At 41.9% G+C, this 16,008-nt stretch carries 15 protein-coding genes and 1 tRNA gene; 7 read left to right on the top strand and 9 right to left on the bottom strand.

The window, feature by feature from the left end; translation table 11 throughout:
• Positions 1–269: 269 nt before the first annotated feature.
• Both AC3WLU_RS06320 and AC3WLU_RS06315 read left to right on the top strand, forming a co-directional pair.
• Positions 270–1,922 (top strand): glycerol-3-phosphate dehydrogenase/oxidase, encoded by a 1,653-nt coding sequence (locus AC3WLU_RS06320; RefSeq protein ID WP_492597001.1) that lies wholly within the window; start codon positions 270–272, stop codon positions 1,920–1,922.
• A 192-nt stretch (positions 1,923–2,114) separates the two neighbouring features.
• Positions 2,115–2,270 (top strand): sugar diacid recognition domain-containing protein, encoded by a 156-nt coding sequence (locus AC3WLU_RS06315; RefSeq protein WP_098187451.1) that lies wholly within the window; start codon positions 2,115–2,117, stop codon positions 2,268–2,270.
• 174 nt (positions 2,271–2,444) lie between these two features.
• Here AC3WLU_RS06315 and AC3WLU_RS06310 read toward each other — a convergent pair whose 3' ends face one another.
• The 4 genes from AC3WLU_RS06310 to AC3WLU_RS06295 form a co-directional block, all read right to left on the bottom strand.
• Positions 2,445–3,665, bottom strand: coding sequence for a PucR family transcriptional regulator (locus tag AC3WLU_RS06310; protein ID WP_492597000.1), 1,221 nt, complete (start codon positions 3,663–3,665; stop codon positions 2,445–2,447).
• A gap of 133 nt (positions 3,666–3,798) precedes the next feature.
• Entirely contained in the window at positions 3,799–5,265 is a 1,467-nt protein-coding gene (gene putP, locus AC3WLU_RS06305) for a sodium/proline symporter PutP (protein ID WP_440439576.1), read from the bottom strand.
• Positions 5,266–5,432: 167 nt separating this feature from the next.
• On the bottom strand, positions 5,433–6,974 hold the full coding sequence (gene pruA / locus AC3WLU_RS06300) for an L-glutamate gamma-semialdehyde dehydrogenase (RefSeq protein ID WP_034310468.1): 1,542 nt from the start codon (positions 6,972–6,974) through the stop codon (positions 5,433–5,435).
• Between the two features lie 57 nt (positions 6,975–7,031).
• Positions 7,032–7,949 (bottom strand): proline dehydrogenase family protein, encoded by a 918-nt coding sequence (locus AC3WLU_RS06295; RefSeq protein WP_413004494.1) that lies wholly within the window; start codon positions 7,947–7,949, stop codon positions 7,032–7,034.
• A 388-nt stretch (positions 7,950–8,337) separates the two neighbouring features.
• On the opposite strand from AC3WLU_RS06295, the gene AC3WLU_RS06290 reads away from it, so the two are divergent.
• Positions 8,338–8,502, top strand: coding sequence for a hypothetical protein (locus tag AC3WLU_RS06290; RefSeq protein ID WP_156500233.1), 165 nt, complete (start codon positions 8,338–8,340; stop codon positions 8,500–8,502).
• A gap of 322 nt (positions 8,503–8,824) precedes the next feature.
• Here AC3WLU_RS06290 and AC3WLU_RS06285 read toward each other — a convergent pair whose 3' ends face one another.
• Positions 8,825–9,055 carry a helix-turn-helix domain-containing protein gene (locus AC3WLU_RS06285; protein WP_034310472.1) on the bottom strand — a complete coding sequence of 77 codons (231 nt, stop codon included), beginning with the start codon at positions 9,053–9,055 and terminating at the stop codon, positions 8,825–8,827.
• A 237-nt stretch (positions 9,056–9,292) separates the two neighbouring features.
• Between AC3WLU_RS06285 and AC3WLU_RS06280 the strand changes: the two genes are divergently transcribed.
• The 3 genes from AC3WLU_RS06280 to AC3WLU_RS06270 all read left to right on the top strand — a co-directional run bounded on the left by AC3WLU_RS06280 (position 9,293) and on the right by AC3WLU_RS06270 (position 11,496).
• A complete protein-coding gene (locus AC3WLU_RS06280) occupies positions 9,293–9,688 on the top strand; it encodes a VOC family protein (protein ID WP_278089181.1) in 396 nt (131 codons plus the stop codon).
• A 24-nt stretch (positions 9,689–9,712) separates the two neighbouring features.
• Positions 9,713–10,084 (top strand): MmcQ/YjbR family DNA-binding protein, encoded by a 372-nt coding sequence (locus AC3WLU_RS06275; RefSeq protein ID WP_063574829.1) that lies wholly within the window; start codon positions 9,713–9,715, stop codon positions 10,082–10,084.
• Positions 10,085–10,293: 209 nt separating this feature from the next.
• Complete coding sequence (locus tag AC3WLU_RS06270) at positions 10,294–11,496, top strand: aminotransferase-like domain-containing protein (protein ID WP_413004498.1); 1,203 nt, start codon at positions 10,294–10,296, stop codon at positions 11,494–11,496.
• A 234-nt stretch (positions 11,497–11,730) separates the two neighbouring features.
• On the opposite strand, the gene AC3WLU_RS06265 is transcribed toward AC3WLU_RS06270, so the two are convergent.
• The 3 genes from AC3WLU_RS06265 to AC3WLU_RS06255 all read right to left on the bottom strand — a co-directional run bounded on the left by AC3WLU_RS06265 (position 11,731) and on the right by AC3WLU_RS06255 (position 14,296).
• Positions 11,731–11,803 (bottom strand) — tRNA-Ala (locus AC3WLU_RS06265).
• Between the two features lie 267 nt (positions 11,804–12,070).
• Complete coding sequence (locus AC3WLU_RS06260) at positions 12,071–13,087, bottom strand: YVTN family beta-propeller repeat protein (RefSeq protein WP_492596999.1); 1,017 nt, start codon at positions 13,085–13,087, stop codon at positions 12,071–12,073.
• 501 nt (positions 13,088–13,588) lie between these two features.
• Positions 13,589–14,296: an MgtC/SapB family protein gene (locus AC3WLU_RS06255; RefSeq protein WP_057277968.1), complete on the bottom strand. Its 708-nt coding sequence runs from the start codon at positions 14,294–14,296 to the stop codon at positions 13,589–13,591.
• A gap of 151 nt (positions 14,297–14,447) precedes the next feature.
• Between AC3WLU_RS06255 and AC3WLU_RS06250 the strand changes: the two genes are divergently transcribed.
• Entirely contained in the window at positions 14,448–15,347 is a 900-nt protein-coding gene (locus AC3WLU_RS06250) for a DMT family transporter (RefSeq protein ID WP_413004506.1), read from the top strand.
• 32 nt (positions 15,348–15,379) lie between these two features.
• Here the strand turns inward: AC3WLU_RS06250 and AC3WLU_RS06245 are convergent, their stop codons facing one another.
• A complete protein-coding gene (locus AC3WLU_RS06245) occupies positions 15,380–15,565 on the bottom strand; it encodes a hypothetical protein (protein ID WP_034310479.1) in 186 nt (61 codons plus the stop codon).
• Between the last annotated feature and the right edge of the window lie 443 nt (positions 15,566–16,008).

The following is a 16,008-nucleotide window of genomic DNA, read 5'->3' as shown; positions in this document are numbered from 1 at the left end:
AGTAAACCGTGTAAATTCACGAGTAAATGGAGCGAATTCACGAGTAAATCGTGTGAATTCACGAGTAAATGGCGCGAATTCGCGAGTGAACGCAGAATTCAGAGTAAAAGTGCAGAATTCACGAGTAAACCGTGTGAATTCACGAGTAAATCGTGCGAATTCACGAGTAAATCGCGCGAATTCATGAGTAAAAGTGCAGAATTCACGAGTGGACAGCGCCAATTCATACAAAAAACAATAGAATGCAATACTTAAAGGAGGAGTCAAGCATGAGGTTTTCAAATATATATCGGGAAGAAACGGTCGAAACTCTCAAAAAAGAGAAATTTGATGTGGTTGTCATTGGTGGGGGAATTACCGGTGCAGGGATCGCTCTGGATGCAACGACCCGGGGGATGAAAGTGGCTTTGGTTGAAATGCAGGATTTTGCTGCTGGTACTTCAAGCCGCTCGACAAAACTTGTTCATGGCGGATTGCGGTATTTGAAGCAATTTGAAATAAAAATGGTTGCCGAGGTTGGTAAAGAGCGAGAAATCGTATATGAGAATGGACCGCATGTGACCACCCCGGAATGGATGCTGTTACCGATGCATAAAGGAGGCACCTTCGGGAAATTCAGTACTTCGATTGGACTTCGGGTCTATGATTTCCTTGCAGGGGTTAAAAAATCTGAACGCAGGAAAATGCTTTCGGCGGATGAAACACTAAAACGGGAGCCTCTCGTTAAGAAAGAGGGACTGAAGGGCGGAGGCTACTATGTTGAATATCGGACAGATGATGCACGTCTTACGATTGAAGTCATGAAGGCGGCTGTCGATAAAGGTGCAACACCGATAAATTATACAAAAGTAGATAAATTGTTATATGAAAACGGTAAGGTGAACGGAGTCCAAGTGGCCGATTTGCTTTCAGGTGATGCTTATGAAATATACGCAGACAAAGTTATTAATGCAGCAGGTCCGTGGGTGGATTCCATTCGTGAGAAGGACCAATCGAAAAATGGGAAGACGCTGAAGTTATCCAAGGGTGTGCACGTGGTCATCGACCAATCGAGATTCCCGTTGAAGCAGGCACTTTATTTTGATACGCCTGATGGCCGGATGATTTTTGCCATCCCGAGAGCAGGTAAAGCTTATGTAGGGACTACGGATACTTTTTATGATGGTGATCCTGCAGTGCCGACCGTTACTTCCGAAGACCGTGCCTATCTATTAAAGTCCATACATTATATGTTTCCAGAAGTGAACATTACGGATGATGATATCGAATCCAGCTGGGCTGGGGTAAGGCCGTTGATTCTTGAAGAAGGGAAAGATCCTTCTGAGATATCAAGGAAAGATGAAATCTGGGAGTCCGATTCTGGCCTTATCACGATTGCTGGTGGGAAATTGACCGGTTATCGCAAAATGGCCAAAACGACGGTCGACCTTTTGTCAGGGAAGCTAGCCCAGCAATCCAATAAAACTTATCCAGCCAGCAGCACGAAAGGCATGCCGATTTCCGGAGGGGATGTCGGGGGATCAGGAAACTTCTCCGATTATATCAAGCAACATGTTCAAATGGGAGTTGACTCAGGGCTCGCTGCAAAGGACGCCAAAGAGATATTGGCCATGTACGGGTCCAACGCACCTGTACTATTCGATATCGCCAAAAACGAAGGAGACGGAGGAGCGAACAGCGGTCTTCCAAAGAAATTGTTCGTACAGCTGAAATACGCAGTTGATCATGAAATGGCCGCAACCCCAGTGGATTTCTTTTTCCGCAGGACGGGGACACTGTTATTCGATATCGATTTAGTCCAAACGCATAAACATGCAGTGATCGATTATATGGCTGGATATTTTGGATGGACGGAATCAACAAAAATGGAGAGAACCAATCAATTGGAACAGGAAATATTGGGTGCGATTAAAGTATCTTGATTCATATGCAAAAACATACGCCGGCGGAATCGCTGGCGTTTTTTTTGTATTCGGAATGTGATTATCGGGGTATTTGCATTCTAGAGGGAAAATGCCCTTGAATTCATTTGATAGAAGAAGATACATGAAAAACCAGCTCAAGTTATTTACGAGCTGGTTTTTCATGGTTTTGCGATAACCAGGTGGGATAATATGTTAGCCAAATTAGCTCAAGAAATTGTGAACATAACAAGTGAAGTAATCGGTCATGATGTACTTATCACGGATAAAGACGGAATGGTTCTTGGTTCAAGCGATAAGCCGGGAAATTCTTGTTGGGGGCACTCCGCAAAGTGGAAGAACCATTGAAACTCTGGGTCTTAGCAAACTATCGAAAGAGGAAACCATGGATTTTGTTCGTACTGGGTGGCCTAAAGTTTCCGCATAAGGTGAGTCCAGTAAAGAGGTAAAGCATGAGAAGAAACCGGCAGTCCTCGCCGCGTTTCTTCTCTCCTTCGCTTATTGAATCACCCGGGACGTTCTTTAAGATCTCTGCTTTATAAGCTGTAAGTCGATGTATAGTTGCATTCTCGAATGAAAGTCATCAAAATCGATTGAGGTGAGATCGGTTATTTGATTCAATCTATATTTCAATGTGTTGGTATGAATGTATAGCTGTTCCGATGTCGGTTTGATCCGGCAATTGTTCAAGAGATATATTTCCAGTGTTTGAAGGAGTTTGGTTTGGCTTTCCAGGTCCTTCTTTTGAAGAATTTCTAAATCCGTATTGATATAACTCGTTTTAGTATGATGGTTGGAGATCATTTCGAGGTAACGGAAAATCCCAAGCTTGCTATATTGGAAGGGAAGCTGTTCGGGTTCACCGATGAATTTGGCTGCGTTGATCACTTCCAGGGCTTCGAGATAGGATTTTCTTAATTGAAGAATCGAAGAGTACTCATTTCCGATTCCCGGGAATACCTTTTTGTCATTGAATTGGGAAAGAACGGTGTTCGTTAAATCATTGGCGCTATCGATAAGCAGGTCTTTCCCTTTTCCGTTGCTGCCAATCAGGACGATGATCTTCAATTGGTTTGTGAATACATGGGTAAAATGATTCAATGCATTGGCGAATAGACTGACAGTATCCGTTAATTCATCGAAATGTTCCGCATCGGATTGAGCGATGGTAAAGACATTGATAAGGAAGGTTTCCGGAATGAGAAGACTCATATTGGCGGCTTCCCATTTTATTTGATTTTCCGTTTGATAGACTTCGTCAATGATCTTTTGATAAAACTCATTTTTTCCTTCATCTTTTTTCATGTTTATCTGTTTTTTCTGATAAAGGAGCTTGCCGATATGATGGGAAACTTCGTGTAAAAATTCCAGATCGGAATCAGTCATCATTTCCGTTTCTTGGACCCAAATGAACCCGAAGACCTGTCCTTTATGAACGGCGCTCACAACGACCCTTTGATTTAACCCGATTTCCTCGATTTGTTTCACCCTAAAGGGATGCTCCACTGTTTTAAGCTGTTCGACAATGCCCTCATCCATGAATTTTTCCAGGATTGGAATCGGCCAATGCTTTGTGAAGATGGTTTGCCGATTGGCTTGGTCGAAGTGTTCGATATAATATGAACTATATGCCAGCAATAAAAATTGGTCATTTTCGATGACGACTGGTTTTTTTAAATAAGTGCTGACCATATCCGTTATATCGTTGATGTTTGTGAGTGTCAGGATTTTTTCTAATGACATATATGGCCCCCTGCAATTTTTTGAAGTATATGACAACTTAGTTTAATAATACTTTTAAACTAATGATGTGTATAGGGGCAAGAACAAAGAAGGAACGGTATATGAAAAAATACCGTTCCTTTTAGGGGGTTTATTATTGTTTTAAAGTTTTTTCGAATTCCTCGAATTTAGCTTCTACTTCTTTTGATGGTTTCGCTGTTAGGAGACTGACCACGATGATGGCAATCAAGCTTGCGCCAAAACCAGGAATCATTTCATAAAGCGTATCGGATAATCCGGCCATGGACCAGAAGATTACAGTGCCTGCACCTACGACCATCCCTGCTAATGCCCCCCATTTTGTCATCCGTTTCCAGCAGAGGCTTAGTAAGACCAATGGACCGAATGAAGAACCGAATCCAGCCCAAGCATACCCGACAAGTCCAAGAATCGTGTCATTTTTCTCCCAAGAGAGAATAAGCGCGATGATTGAAATGATTAGTACAGAAAGTCTGCCGAGAAAAACAAGTTCTTTGTCTGAAGCGGAGCGACGAAAGAAGGTTTTGTATATATCCTCGGTTAAAGAGCTGGCGGTAACCAAAAGCTGCGAAGAAATCGTGCTCATGACGGCTGCCAGTATTGCTGAAATCAAGAAACCAGTAATGAATGGGTGGAATAGTATTTCCCCTAACTCTATGAAAATCGTTTCAGGATCAGCTAACTTGAGTCCGTTCTGGTGATAATACGTGATTCCGATGAATCCAGTCAACATAGCACCGACACTGGAGAAAATCATCCAGCCCATCCCGATATTACGGGCTTTCCTGATTTCCTTAACAGAGCTGATCGCCATAAAGCGGACAATGATATGCGGCTGTCCGAAGTAACCCAGTCCCCATGCAAACAATGAGATGATGCCTAAAAAGCTCGTCCCTGTGAAAATATTCAATAGAGCTGGATCAATGGAACGTGGCGTGTCGATCGAAGGACCGAAACCGCCAACATGGAAAAGGGTGACGATCGGTACAAGAACCAAGGCGACGACCATGATGATACCTTGAACAAAGTCTGTCCAGCTTACTGCCAGGAATCCGCCGAATAAAGTATAGGCGACGACGACACCTGTCAAAATCCATAGACCTGAGTGGTAATCAAGGCCAAATGTACTTTGGAATAAGACTCCGCCGGATACCATTCCGGAAGAAACGTAAAAGGTGAAGAATATCAGGATAACCAATGCCGAAATGAGCCTTAAGATCCGTGAGCCCTCGCCAAAACGATTTTCCAGGAAAGCGGGAATCGTAATCGAGTTATTGGCGACTTCCGTATAAGTTCTCAATCTTGGTGCAACATACAGCCAGTTCGCATAGGCTCCTAACGTGAGACCGATTACAATCCAGATGGAACTTAGTCCTGTTGCGAACATGGCACCAGGCATACCCATTAAAAGCCAGCCGCTCATATCCGCGGCACCTGCGCTTAATGCAGTGACAGCAGGTCCAAGACCCCGGTCGCCCAGCATATAATCATTTAAATTGGAAGTCCTTTTGTATGCGAAGTAACCGATGAGAAGCATGCCAGCCATGTAAATGCTGATCGAAATTATTAATGCGTAATCCATAAAAGACTCCCTTCAGGTTGAAATTTATATTTTTTTGTTTTAAAAGAGGAAGCAACCTATTTGTCACTTCCTCCATTTAACCTCATTTTGGTTTCCGTATCCAGAATGGAGGATACGGAAACCATAGGGATTTCAAATCATCTTCAAAATTGCTCTATGGAACATTATCAGAATGTTTCGGATGTTGTTTTTGCTTGCATATGAAGCTGCAAGTAGTCCGGTCCGCCTGCCTTGGAATCAGTTCCTGACATGTTGAACCCGCCGAATGGCTGATAACCTACGATTGCACCAGTACAGCCGCGGTTGAAATACAAATTCCCGACATGGAATTCTTCGCGTGCCTTTTCCATGTTAAGGCGATTTGTCGTAATGACAGCCCCAGTCAAACCATATTCAGTGTTATTGGCAATCTCAAGTGCTTCGTTAAAGTCCTTCGCTTTTGTGAAGGCAACGACTGGCCCGAAGATTTCTTCTTGCATCAAGCGGCCTTGCGGATCGACATCGGCAACGATTGTCGGTTGAACGAAGTAGCCTGTAGAGCTATCTCCTTCTCCTCCAGTCAGAATGCGTCCTTCTTCGTTCCCGATTTCAATATAGCTCATGATTTTGTCAAAAGCAGCTTGATCGATAACCGGTCCCATGAAATGATTTTCTACAGGATTACCAACTGTAAGCTGTTTTGTTAATTCAACAGCGCGAGCTAAAACTTGATCATATACATCTTCAACGATGACAGCACGGGAACAAGCAGAACATTTTTGGCCAGAGAAGCCAAATGCAGATTTCACGATCGATTGAGCAGCCAATTCAAGATCTGCCTCTTTGTCGACGACGATTGTATCTTTTCCGCCCATTTCAGCGATGACACGCTTCAGCCAAATTTGGCCTTCGTTCACTTCTGAAGCACGTTTGTAAATGCGCAGACCTACATCACGTGAACCTGTGAAGGAGATGAAACGTGTTTTAGGATGATCGACCAGGTAGTCGCCGACCTCTGCTCCGCTTCCTGGAACGAAATTCAACACACCTGCTGGAAGGCCTGCTTCAAGCATCACTTCAACGAATTTCGCAGCAACGATAGGAGTAGTAGAAGCTGGTTTCAACAGGATCGTGTTCCCGGTAACGATAGCGGCAACAGCTGTACCTGCCATGATCGCAAATGGGAAGTTCCAAGGAGAAATGATGATGCCTACTCCTAATGGAATGTAATCATAGCGGTTGAATTCTCCCGGACGGCTTTGAACAGGCACACCATCTTTAAGAGTCAGCATTTGACGAGCATAGAATTCAAGGAAATCGATTGCTTCCGCTGTATCAGCATCAGCCTCATTCCAAGGTTTTCCCGCTTCTTTCGTCAATAACGCAGAGAATTCATGCTTGCGTCTGCGAATGATGGCAGCCGCTTTGAACAAAACGTCAGCGCGGATTTCTGGCTTCACTTTTTTCCAGCTTTCAAAAGCGGTAACAGCTTCCTGCATGGCTTTTTCAGCAAGGTCCCTATTCGCTTTTGATACGCGGCCGATGACCTCTTGCTTATCTGCAGGGTTGTATGAAACGATTTTCTCATCAGTCGTCACTTGCTCTGCTCCGATATAAAGAGGGTAGTCTTGCCCTAAGTAGCCCTCCACAGTTTGAAGTGCTTCCTGATATGCTTTTTTGTTTTCCTCGTTTGTAAAATCAACAAATGGTTCGTGTTTATATGAAATCATTGATAATCACACCTTTTAATAGATTTTTTGTAGCAATTAATAATGTTAAAAGTATATTTAGCTTCTGACCATCCCTTTGAAGGCGAAGGCAATATTGGATGGCCTTTCTGCAAGCCTTCTCATGAAGTATCCATACCAATCCAGACCGTATGGTACATAGACGCGCATTTTGTAACCTTGCTTGACCAATTCGTATTGAGTCTTGTTCCTCATGCCATAAAGCATTTGGAATTCGAATTGTGTATTTGGGATGTTATATTTCTTGGCCAGCTCTTTTGTATATTCGATGATTTTGTCATCATGTGAGGCAATGGCCGTATAATTTCCGTTAAGAAGACTTTGCTTAATCAACTTTTTATAGTTTTCGTCGACATCATTCTTCTCGGGAAAAGCCACCTCCGGAGATTCCTTGTAGGCACCCTTTACGAGACGCAGGAATGGCTTATATTGGCCAAGGTCCTCCAAATCCTTCTCTGTGCGGAATAAATATGCTTGTAGAACAGTACTTATGCAGCTGTATTTTTCTTTGAACTGTCTAAAGATATCGATTGTTGCCTGACAGCGAACTTCATCTTCCATATCGATCGTGACCATGACTTTATGTTTTTCGGCTGTATCAAGAATTTTCGTCATATTCTCAATCACTAGTTTATGATCGATATCAAGTCCCAAAGAAGTCATTTTCAGAGAAACCTGTGAATCAAGTTTTTCCCTGCTGATCATTTCGATGGTTTCGATGCATTCTGCCGTACGTTCCAGAGTCACTTCCTTGGAATCAACGAATTCCCCAAGATGGTCGACTGTAACCGACAAGCCGCTATTATTAAGTTGTTTAATGAATTTAACGGAACTTTGGAAATCAGTTCCCCCAATGATCTTTCCAGCAGCAAAATTTCCTCCGCTTTTTTTAGCAATATTATTAAGCAGGTTATTCTTAGATAAAAATAAGAAAAAGTCCCTTGTAATGGCTTCCATATAAAGCGCACCCCCTAAGAAGATGTATTTCTTAAATTAAGCTTAAGGTTTTTCGACAATATTCTCAATGTTCTTAAAAAACAATAATTCTGTCATTTCTTTGTCGGTTTTGGACAAATGAAAAGGTTTACATTTCTGCAGTTGTAATGAAGGTTTATCTTTTGACTTAAAGAGAAACGCTAGAGGTAAAGCCTTTATTAGTGATTAGGACTAATATGAATGCGTTTAAAAGTGGCAGCTCGACCATAATCATCCAATGCGTTATAATGAACCTTATTTAAAAGAATCGGTCAATGTTCGAAGAAAAAACGATAAATGAAGCTTTCAGACTTGAAATCGGTGAAAAACCGTAAAAATAAGTGCATCGGCAAGCCGGGGAGGATAATGAATGGATGCTGTACTTGAAGAACTTAGAGAAACATCGGGATTGATAGTAGGATTAATAATGGCCCTGGTAATTTTGGGTCTGATCGGTTATGCCCTTACGAATGTAAATGAATCCATCGTGTCACCTGTGGTTCAGTTCATAAAGAAAATGGTCGGCCGAAAATAGCTCAAGCGGAATACATAACCTTTTGTCCCTAATCGATAACTAGCCCTTGTTTAAAGAAATCCCTGCAGGGTTTGTCTAAAAGGGACAAAAGAACCTCAATACATATCAGCCGAGGATGAAGAAAATCCCCCGCTCCTAATGGAAGTGGGGGATTTTAATTCAGGGGATGTCGTTGAATCTCAGCTGAATTTTGAAAAGCCGGGGCCGTTGGAATGAAGGTTATTTCCGAAAGGAAAGCTTGGGTTTTGGGAGCATGGATAGGAGAGTATGAACAAGAATTGAAAAATACATTTAGGCCCGCCCATAAGCCAGGCCTTTTTGTTTACAAATCAAAGTAGTCATCTGCCTTTGCGCCTGCATCTATACTTCGAACCGCCTTCATGATTTTCTTTAAAACCCCGGCTGACGGCACATACCTTGGATCGCTGCAAACTCTGCTTATCGTATTGCGTGAAATTCCTGACGCACTTACAAACTCCTCTTGGGTATATCCGTGCTTATCGATTAATTTACCGACCTTGCTTCGCGGCTTTCTCTTCCCGAATCTAAACATTTGATAACCTCCTAGAATGATTTACTAGCAGTATCGTCCAGCTTTCACAAAAATATACACATAGTTTCGCAAATGTTTGGGATTCAAAGTTGAAAAGCGGTTCCCGGGTTGGTTGTATGATGAAGCTTCAATTTGTTTGAATTTATTTCCATTTAAATTATAATGATAAATAGGCAGCGAACACAGACTGAATAATGTAAGTGAATGGATAATTCATATGTACCTTAGGAGGAAATCATGGGAAGAATAGTTCATTTCGAAATTCATGTGAATGACATGGAACGGGCAAAGGCGTTTTATGGAGAGGTGTTCGGATGGTCATTTCAAGACTGGAGTGATTATGCAGGGATGCCTTACTTTGGAGCAGTGACTGGCAATGAGAATGAACATGGCATCGATGGTGCTTTGATGCAGCGCCAAAGTGCTCCGCCGGAAACAGGCCAAGCGTTAAATGCATTTGCGTGTACCATTGGCGTGGAACACTACGATTTAACGGAAGCTAAAATTATCGAGAATGGCGGCAAGCTCGCAATGCCCAAATTTGCCCTGCCCGGAATGGCTTGGCAAGGATACTATATCGATCCCGAAGGCAATACTTTTGGAATTCATCAACCCGATGTGAATGCAAAATAGAGTGGATAATAGGTGAATTAAAACATGGAATCACGATACACGGAAGCCGTGCTTGATCATGTACGCAATATCTGTCTTGCACTGCCGGAAGCTGTTGAACATATTGATGGTTTCGGTCACAATACTTTTAAAATCAATGGAAAATCCTTCGTGATTTCTGGTGAAAGCGAGAAAGGATTCAGCTTGTCATTCAAGTCAGATCGAGAAACTCAAGAATTATTGCTACAGAAAGAGAAATATTTCAAAACCCCATATATAGGACGTCACGGTTGGGTTTCCATTCAAAATCCGGATAGGGAAGACTGGGATGAATTGACCTCTCTAATTCAAGAAGGTTATTTACGTGCGGCACCGAAACGTATGGTAAAGAAATGGAATGAGTTGAATACAAAGTGAAGAAAGGCGGACGATCTGCCTTTCTTTATTTTTTACGTGTAAGAGGGACTCCGGAATTTGGAAAATATAAAGAGAGGGATTGTTGTCCCTCATCAGAAGAACGTTTAAAATTAATAGTAGGTTATGATTTGTATCTTATAATAAGCAGCTAACTTTAAAGATTGCGAGAATCAATCAAGATTTGATTGAAGGAAAGGTGTTTGGTTGAAGTGAATGTTGAATCTTTTTTTTCTGAGAACATTAAAGCGGCACTTAAGAATGATCCGCCCGGTGCATGGATGCCAGATCTGCCAGATGGTTGTATTCGCTTGAGTTCAGGCTATCCTGATCCTGCTCTCGTTCCTGCTGAGGAGCTTAAGGAAGCTGTAGCCAGACTTCTTGATGAGGAGCAGGATTTGCCGCTCCATTATCTCGGAAGTCCGCGAATTCCAAGACTAAAGAAGCAAATCCAGAAAAGGTTGGCAGAGCGTGGAATTTGCGTTGTGGAAGAACAGCTTTTGATTACATCAGGAGCTTGCCAGGGGATTGATCTTATTGCCCGCGTTCTTCTTGATGATAAAGCGGTTGTAGCAGTAGAGTCTCCCACCTACATGGAGGCTTTGGAGATTTTTCAAAACTATACGAAACGGATTATTAGTATACCCATAGATGAACAGGGACTCCAAACATGCCGATTAAAGGAAATGCTGGATGAAAGGAAACGCACAGGTCAAACCCTCCCGCGTTTTTTATATACAATCCCCACTTTTCAAAATCCAACTGGAACAACTATGACAAATGAGCGCCGGGAGCATTTATTGGAGCTTTCCATCGAGTATGATTTCCTCATTCTGGAGGATGATGCATACGGGGAATTATCCTTCGATGAAAATCCGGTACCAATAAAATCTATTGATAAATGCGGGCGAGTCCTCCAAGTCGGGTCATTATCCAAGGTTGTTGCGCCAGGAATGCGGATTGGATGGATAGTGGGAGAAAGTGAATTCATCAAGGCTTTTGAGTGGTTTAAAAAAGATTTAGACCATCCGTTTGCTCAAAGTTCAATGGCTGTATACTTAGAAAACACCGATTTTGAGAAACGGCTCGACCTTTTAAAAAATACGTATCGTTCTAAATGCACTGCGTTAATCCATTCGATGGAACAATTCCTTCCAGAATCCGTTTCCTGGTATGTTCCAGATGGCGGTTACTTTGTATGGGTGAAAACTCCAGGAGTGGACACATCGCTGTTATTATCACAGGCTCTGGCTAATGGTGTTTCGTATGTTCCAGGGAAATACTTTTTCTTGGATCAAAACGATGGAACTGAGTTTCTCCGACTCTCGTTCAGTTATGCCGATGAGAAAGAAATGATCGAGGGAATACGAAGACTAGGACAGCTTATCGCATCTAGTGTCCTGAAGGATTGTTAATTTGTTAATCTATTAGTTATTTCGATGTATTTGTGCGCCTGCTTCCTTAAAGGAGGTAGGTTTTTTATTATAAAAGCAAAAATATGTTCCGAGCATGAGAGAGGAAAAGGCTCATACATTACGTTTAAAAAAAGTATGGAAATTTTATCGCAGTGATTGAAGAAATATTAGGGGGCAGTGGTGGACAAATTGACAAAAAGAAAAAACCCTTGATATATCAAGGGTTTTCGGAAATGGAGCATAGCGGGATCGAACCGCTGACCTCTACGCTGCCAGCGTAGCGCTCTCCCAGCTGAGCTAATGCCCCGAATTGAGGTACAATAATTATTTTATCGGATTTTGGTGAAAAGTCAATATAAAATATGAGATTTTTGCAAAAATGATAAAAAATCCGTTTGAGGACAGTCAAACGGATCAGACTAGAGACGCGATGAATCACGTAGCTACAGATTTTTTGTTTATACGATTGGATGTAAAAGACCTGCCGCAAAAGATTTCATGTTAATCCATCTCTGGGTTCATTTTCATTTATCACGTGCTTCATCAGATTCTAGTATTTTAAGTTTATATTTTTTTACTTATCCTGAATTATATCCGTGATGGTGTATGTTTTAACATCAACACGTGCAATGGAGAGATCCCGGTTTAATACATAAGCCTGATCCCCATCCTGGCTAAAGACGATTGCTTGCCTTGGTTCTTTGACCCCCCCGATTGTCTTAACTACGCGGTGATCAGCGACATTGATCACGTCAATCGTATGATCAGCTTTGTTGCTTGCGAAAAGGAGTTTATCATCAGGAGATAGAGCGGCGCCATATGGCTCGCGTCCCACTTTGATTTCACCCTTTATAGTACCATCTAGCGTATCCACTGCGGAAATGCTGTTGCGTCCGCTGTTGGCTGCATATAATGTTCCTCCATCAGCGGTAATCGAGATTCCGCGAATACTGGAGAACCCTGTTATTTCACGAATGATTTTTTTTGTGGCGGCATCAACGATAGACACTTTATCTCCTTGAAAGTTCGTGACAAAGATATATTTTCCGTCCGAAGAGACTTTAATGCCTTGCCTTGGTTGGGCGAAACCGGTAATGACGTCAATCGGTTTTCGTTTTTCCAGATCCACAATCGTGACGGAATTGTGTGCTTGATTGTTCACATACAATGTCTTGCCATCCGGACTGACAGCGGTCCCGAATGCACCTGGACCAACGACAACTTCATCTTTCAAGGTGAAGTTTTTTAAGCTGTAAAAACGAATCGTACCGAGAGTACTATCAGAGACGATAAACTCTGAGCCGCCATCAATAAACACGATGTTTCTCGGTGAACCGAAGCCGTCGATCTTTTTACGCAGCTTGCCTTTGGTAAGATCATAGACCAGGATGGATTGTTCACGGCTATCCGAGACAATCGCTATTTGTTCATCCGGGCTTACGGCAAGGGAATTGTTGGTGATGTGGGTGTCAAAGCCTGTCGCCAACTCTGGGCTTTTACTTTCAATAGAAGAAGCACCTAATACATTTGGTATGAAAAACACAAATAGTAAGGATATCCATTTACTTTTTACCTTCATTTTTTTAAACATCACTCACCTCGGGAAATTATTTTCTTGATAATGGTTTATATCCCTGTCAATATCATGCTGGTTGTCCTGACCACCTTCCTTTAAAATGTTTAAGTTAAGCCGGAGTTCGTCCTTTCACTATATATAAACGAATAGAGCAGGATATCGGTTTGGTCATTTTGTAATTATAATAAATGTATAGAGTGGACCCTTAGATGAATAATGGATTAGGCTACAGTGAAGTCACGTAACACTAGACTTCCTCCCTGACAGATGGATGATAGTAAATGTCCATATATATAGGTGTTAGATTCTGATGCTGGAGATAAAAACTGAGGATTGTGGAAGTTTCGATTGGTTTAAGCAGGCAAGACTTAGCCATTCATTGATGCCCAACTGGACTTGCCAAGGGGTCAAAAATGGTTTAACGGAAAGTTAAGGAGAATTTCAAAAGGGGTTTGGAATGTTTAATTCCCAACCCCTTTTATGAACTGTTTGAGTGCAGTCAAACGGCCTTTAATTTTATACATTTTCGATTTCCACCCGTGCAATTTCCTTAAGATTGGAGACGGTGTAATACACTTCCGATGTTCTGACTTTGTGATCGACCAGAACTTTAAGGGTCAAAAGGTGGTTGTCATTTGCCACATCTTTGATTCTGAGATTCTTGATGAATATTTTTTCGTCTTTGATTTTTTTCAGTACGATTGCAATGTCATCTTTATTTTGTACGACCAGCTGCAGAAAGATTTCTTTTTGCCGTAACTTCATCGGTCCGAGCCAGGTGACGATTGCGGGCACCAATTCCACACTAATGATCAATAAGATGACGCCGGCTATGGCCTCGAGAAAAAAACCAGCTCCAACGGCAATCCCGATTCCCGCTGCTCCCCAGATGATGGCGGCTGTCGTTAAACCGGATATGCTGTTGTTGTCACGCCGGAGAATGACGCCAGCACCTATAAAACCGACGCCGGAAACGATCTGGGCCGCAAGACGCAAGGGGTCCATTGTGATATTAACGTCTTCGCTACCCGGGAATTTATAAGCGGATTCCATGGAAACGATCGTTAATAAACAGCTGACGATTGAAATGACCAGGCTTGTTTTTAATCCAACGGGTTTCCGTTTCATTTCTCGCTCTAGGCCGATAATTAGTCCAAGTAGAGCTGAAATCCCCAATTTGATTAGGATTTGCAGTTCCGATTGAGGGTCGAATGTCCATTCCATTTTGTTTCACCACTTCCGAATTATTATCGAAGAATAAAATCGTCTGTTGCCATATACCCGTTTTTCAAAAAAAACTACCCTAATAATTTTAACATAGTAGAATAGAGTTCTATGTAACGTAATTCCGTTGAAAGGAGGAATCTAAGTGCAAATGCCAAAAGTGAATCCCTATGTAGCGTTGGCAATCGGTGTGGCATCCGTATCGTTTTCAGCCATCCTTGTTAAATTGGCGACCGCTCCATCGGGTGTTATCGCCTTTTACCGTTTATTATTTACCGTCATTCTTATGTTGCCGGTTTTCGTGGTGAAATACCGTCATGAACTTAAATTCATTGAAAAAAAGGATTGGCTGTATTCGATTGCGGCAGGAGTGTTTTTGGCTTTTCATTTTATCTTATGGTTTGAATCGCTTAATTACACATCGGTCGCAAGTTCAACCGTCCTTGTAACCCTCCAGCCTTTATTCGCTTTTGCCGGAGCCTACCTGTTTTTTAAAGAAAGATTTTCAGTGAAGGCAATATTGAGCGGCATCATTGCGATAGCAGGCAGCCTTGTAATTAGCTGGGGTGATTTGAGAATCAGCGGCATGGCGCTTTGGGGAGATGTTCTTTCGCTTGTCGCATGTGCGCTCGTAACCGGATATTTACTGTTTGGTCAAAATGTCCGAAAACGCATCTCTTCTATAACATATACATTTGTCGTGTATGCAATCAGCGCCGTCGCCTTGTTTTTTTATGTGATCTTCAAGGGAGAGGCATTGGCGCCTTATCCTGCTTCCGATTGGATCTATTTCGTTTTGCTTGCCATTTTCCCGACTTTATTAGGACATTCTTTATTCAATTGGTCACTAAAATGGTTAAGCACATCGACGCTTTCGATGGGAATATTGCTTGAACCGGTGGGAGCGACAATTCTGGCTTACTTCATATTAGATGAACCGATACTCTGGACGCAGGTCCTTGGAGGTACCATCATATTGGGTGGTTTGATGATGTTCTTAAAGGATGAAAAGAAAAGCAAGGAACATAAAGAGGCGCAAGTCTCCGTATAAAAGCAGTAAGTCTCCCGACTTACTGCTTTTATCTAATATGGGTGAAACAAATAGGTGATCCGTGTGAAAATCAAAGCGAAAGTAAAGCTGAATAAAAACGTCGTACCATTCACCTTGCCTTTTTCTCTGCTGAACTTGATGGCTTCATAAAAAGCGGTACTGAATAAGTAAAGGGCCATACTGTAGGAAATGAGTAATCCGATTAATGGCAGATTCATTGCTTCACCTCATGGAAAAAAGATATCTATATATGACTATTTGTGTTTCTTTGGAAATATGCTTCGTTTAATCATAAAACATGGGCATGGCCCGGATGTAGGGGAGGAGTGTGATGATGTAAAGAATATATAGAAGGAAATAGGTGAATATGTTTTTTTTTGAAAAAAGTTTTAAAAAACGTATTGCAAACATTTTTAGTACATGGTATATTATTTCTTGTCGCTAAGACAGCAACTTAAACAGCTAACAAGTTGTTGAAAAAGATTTTAAAAAAAGTTGTTGACGAAACGTGACAGAATGTGTTACATTATAGAGGTCGCTTCTGAGAGAAACGACATCGAAATTGCTCTTTGAAAACTGAACAAAACAAAGCGCCAACGTTAAATTTTAAGTGAGCACACACTATCAAAAAAGCAAATGAGCAAGTCAAACATTTCTTCGG

Source organism: Peribacillus sp. FW305-BF15, from assembly GCF_058783805.1.
Note: the sequence above shows the minus strand (reverse complement) of the source record. Positions and strands in the feature narration are given on the sequence as shown.

Bases quoted from the DNA above. Each gene is read 5' to 3' on its own strand.
- AC3WLU_RS06280 (WP_278089181.1), top strand. From the start codon at position 9,293: ATGGGAAGAATAGTTCATTTCGAAATTCATGTGAATGACATGGAACGG.
- AC3WLU_RS06285 (WP_034310472.1), bottom strand. From the start codon at position 9,055: ATGTTTAGATTCGGGAAGAGAAAGCCGCGAAGCAAGGTCGGTAAATTA.
- AC3WLU_RS06290 (WP_156500233.1), top strand. From the start codon at position 8,338: ATGGATGCTGTACTTGAAGAACTTAGAGAAACATCGGGATTGATAGTA.
- AC3WLU_RS06320 (WP_492597001.1), top strand. From the start codon at position 270: ATGAGGTTTTCAAATATATATCGGGAAGAAACGGTCGAAACTCTCAAA.
- AC3WLU_RS06275 (WP_063574829.1), top strand. From the start codon at position 9,713: ATGGAATCACGATACACGGAAGCCGTGCTTGATCATGTACGCAATATC.
- AC3WLU_RS06310 (WP_492597000.1), bottom strand. From the start codon at position 3,665: ATGTCATTAGAAAAAATCCTGACACTCACAAACATCAACGATATAACG.
- pruA (WP_034310468.1), bottom strand. From the start codon at position 6,974: ATGATTTCATATAAACACGAACCATTTGTTGATTTTACAAACGAGGAA.
- AC3WLU_RS06260 (WP_492596999.1), bottom strand. From the start codon at position 13,087: ATGTTTAAAAAAATGAAGGTAAAAAGTAAATGGATATCCTTACTATTT.
- AC3WLU_RS06315 (WP_098187451.1), top strand. From the start codon at position 2,115: ATGTTAGCCAAATTAGCTCAAGAAATTGTGAACATAACAAGTGAAGTA.
- AC3WLU_RS06245 (WP_034310479.1), bottom strand. From the start codon at position 15,565: ATGAATCTGCCATTAATCGGATTACTCATTTCCTACAGTATGGCCCTT.
- AC3WLU_RS06295 (WP_413004494.1), bottom strand. From the start codon at position 7,949: ATGGAAGCCATTACAAGGGACTTTTTCTTATTTTTATCTAAGAATAAC.
- AC3WLU_RS06255 (WP_057277968.1), bottom strand. From the start codon at position 14,296: ATGGAATGGACATTCGACCCTCAATCGGAACTGCAAATCCTAATCAAA.
- AC3WLU_RS06250 (WP_413004506.1), top strand. From the start codon at position 14,448: ATGCCAAAAGTGAATCCCTATGTAGCGTTGGCAATCGGTGTGGCATCC.
- putP (WP_440439576.1), bottom strand. From the start codon at position 5,265: ATGGATTACGCATTAATAATTTCGATCAGCATTTACATGGCTGGCATG.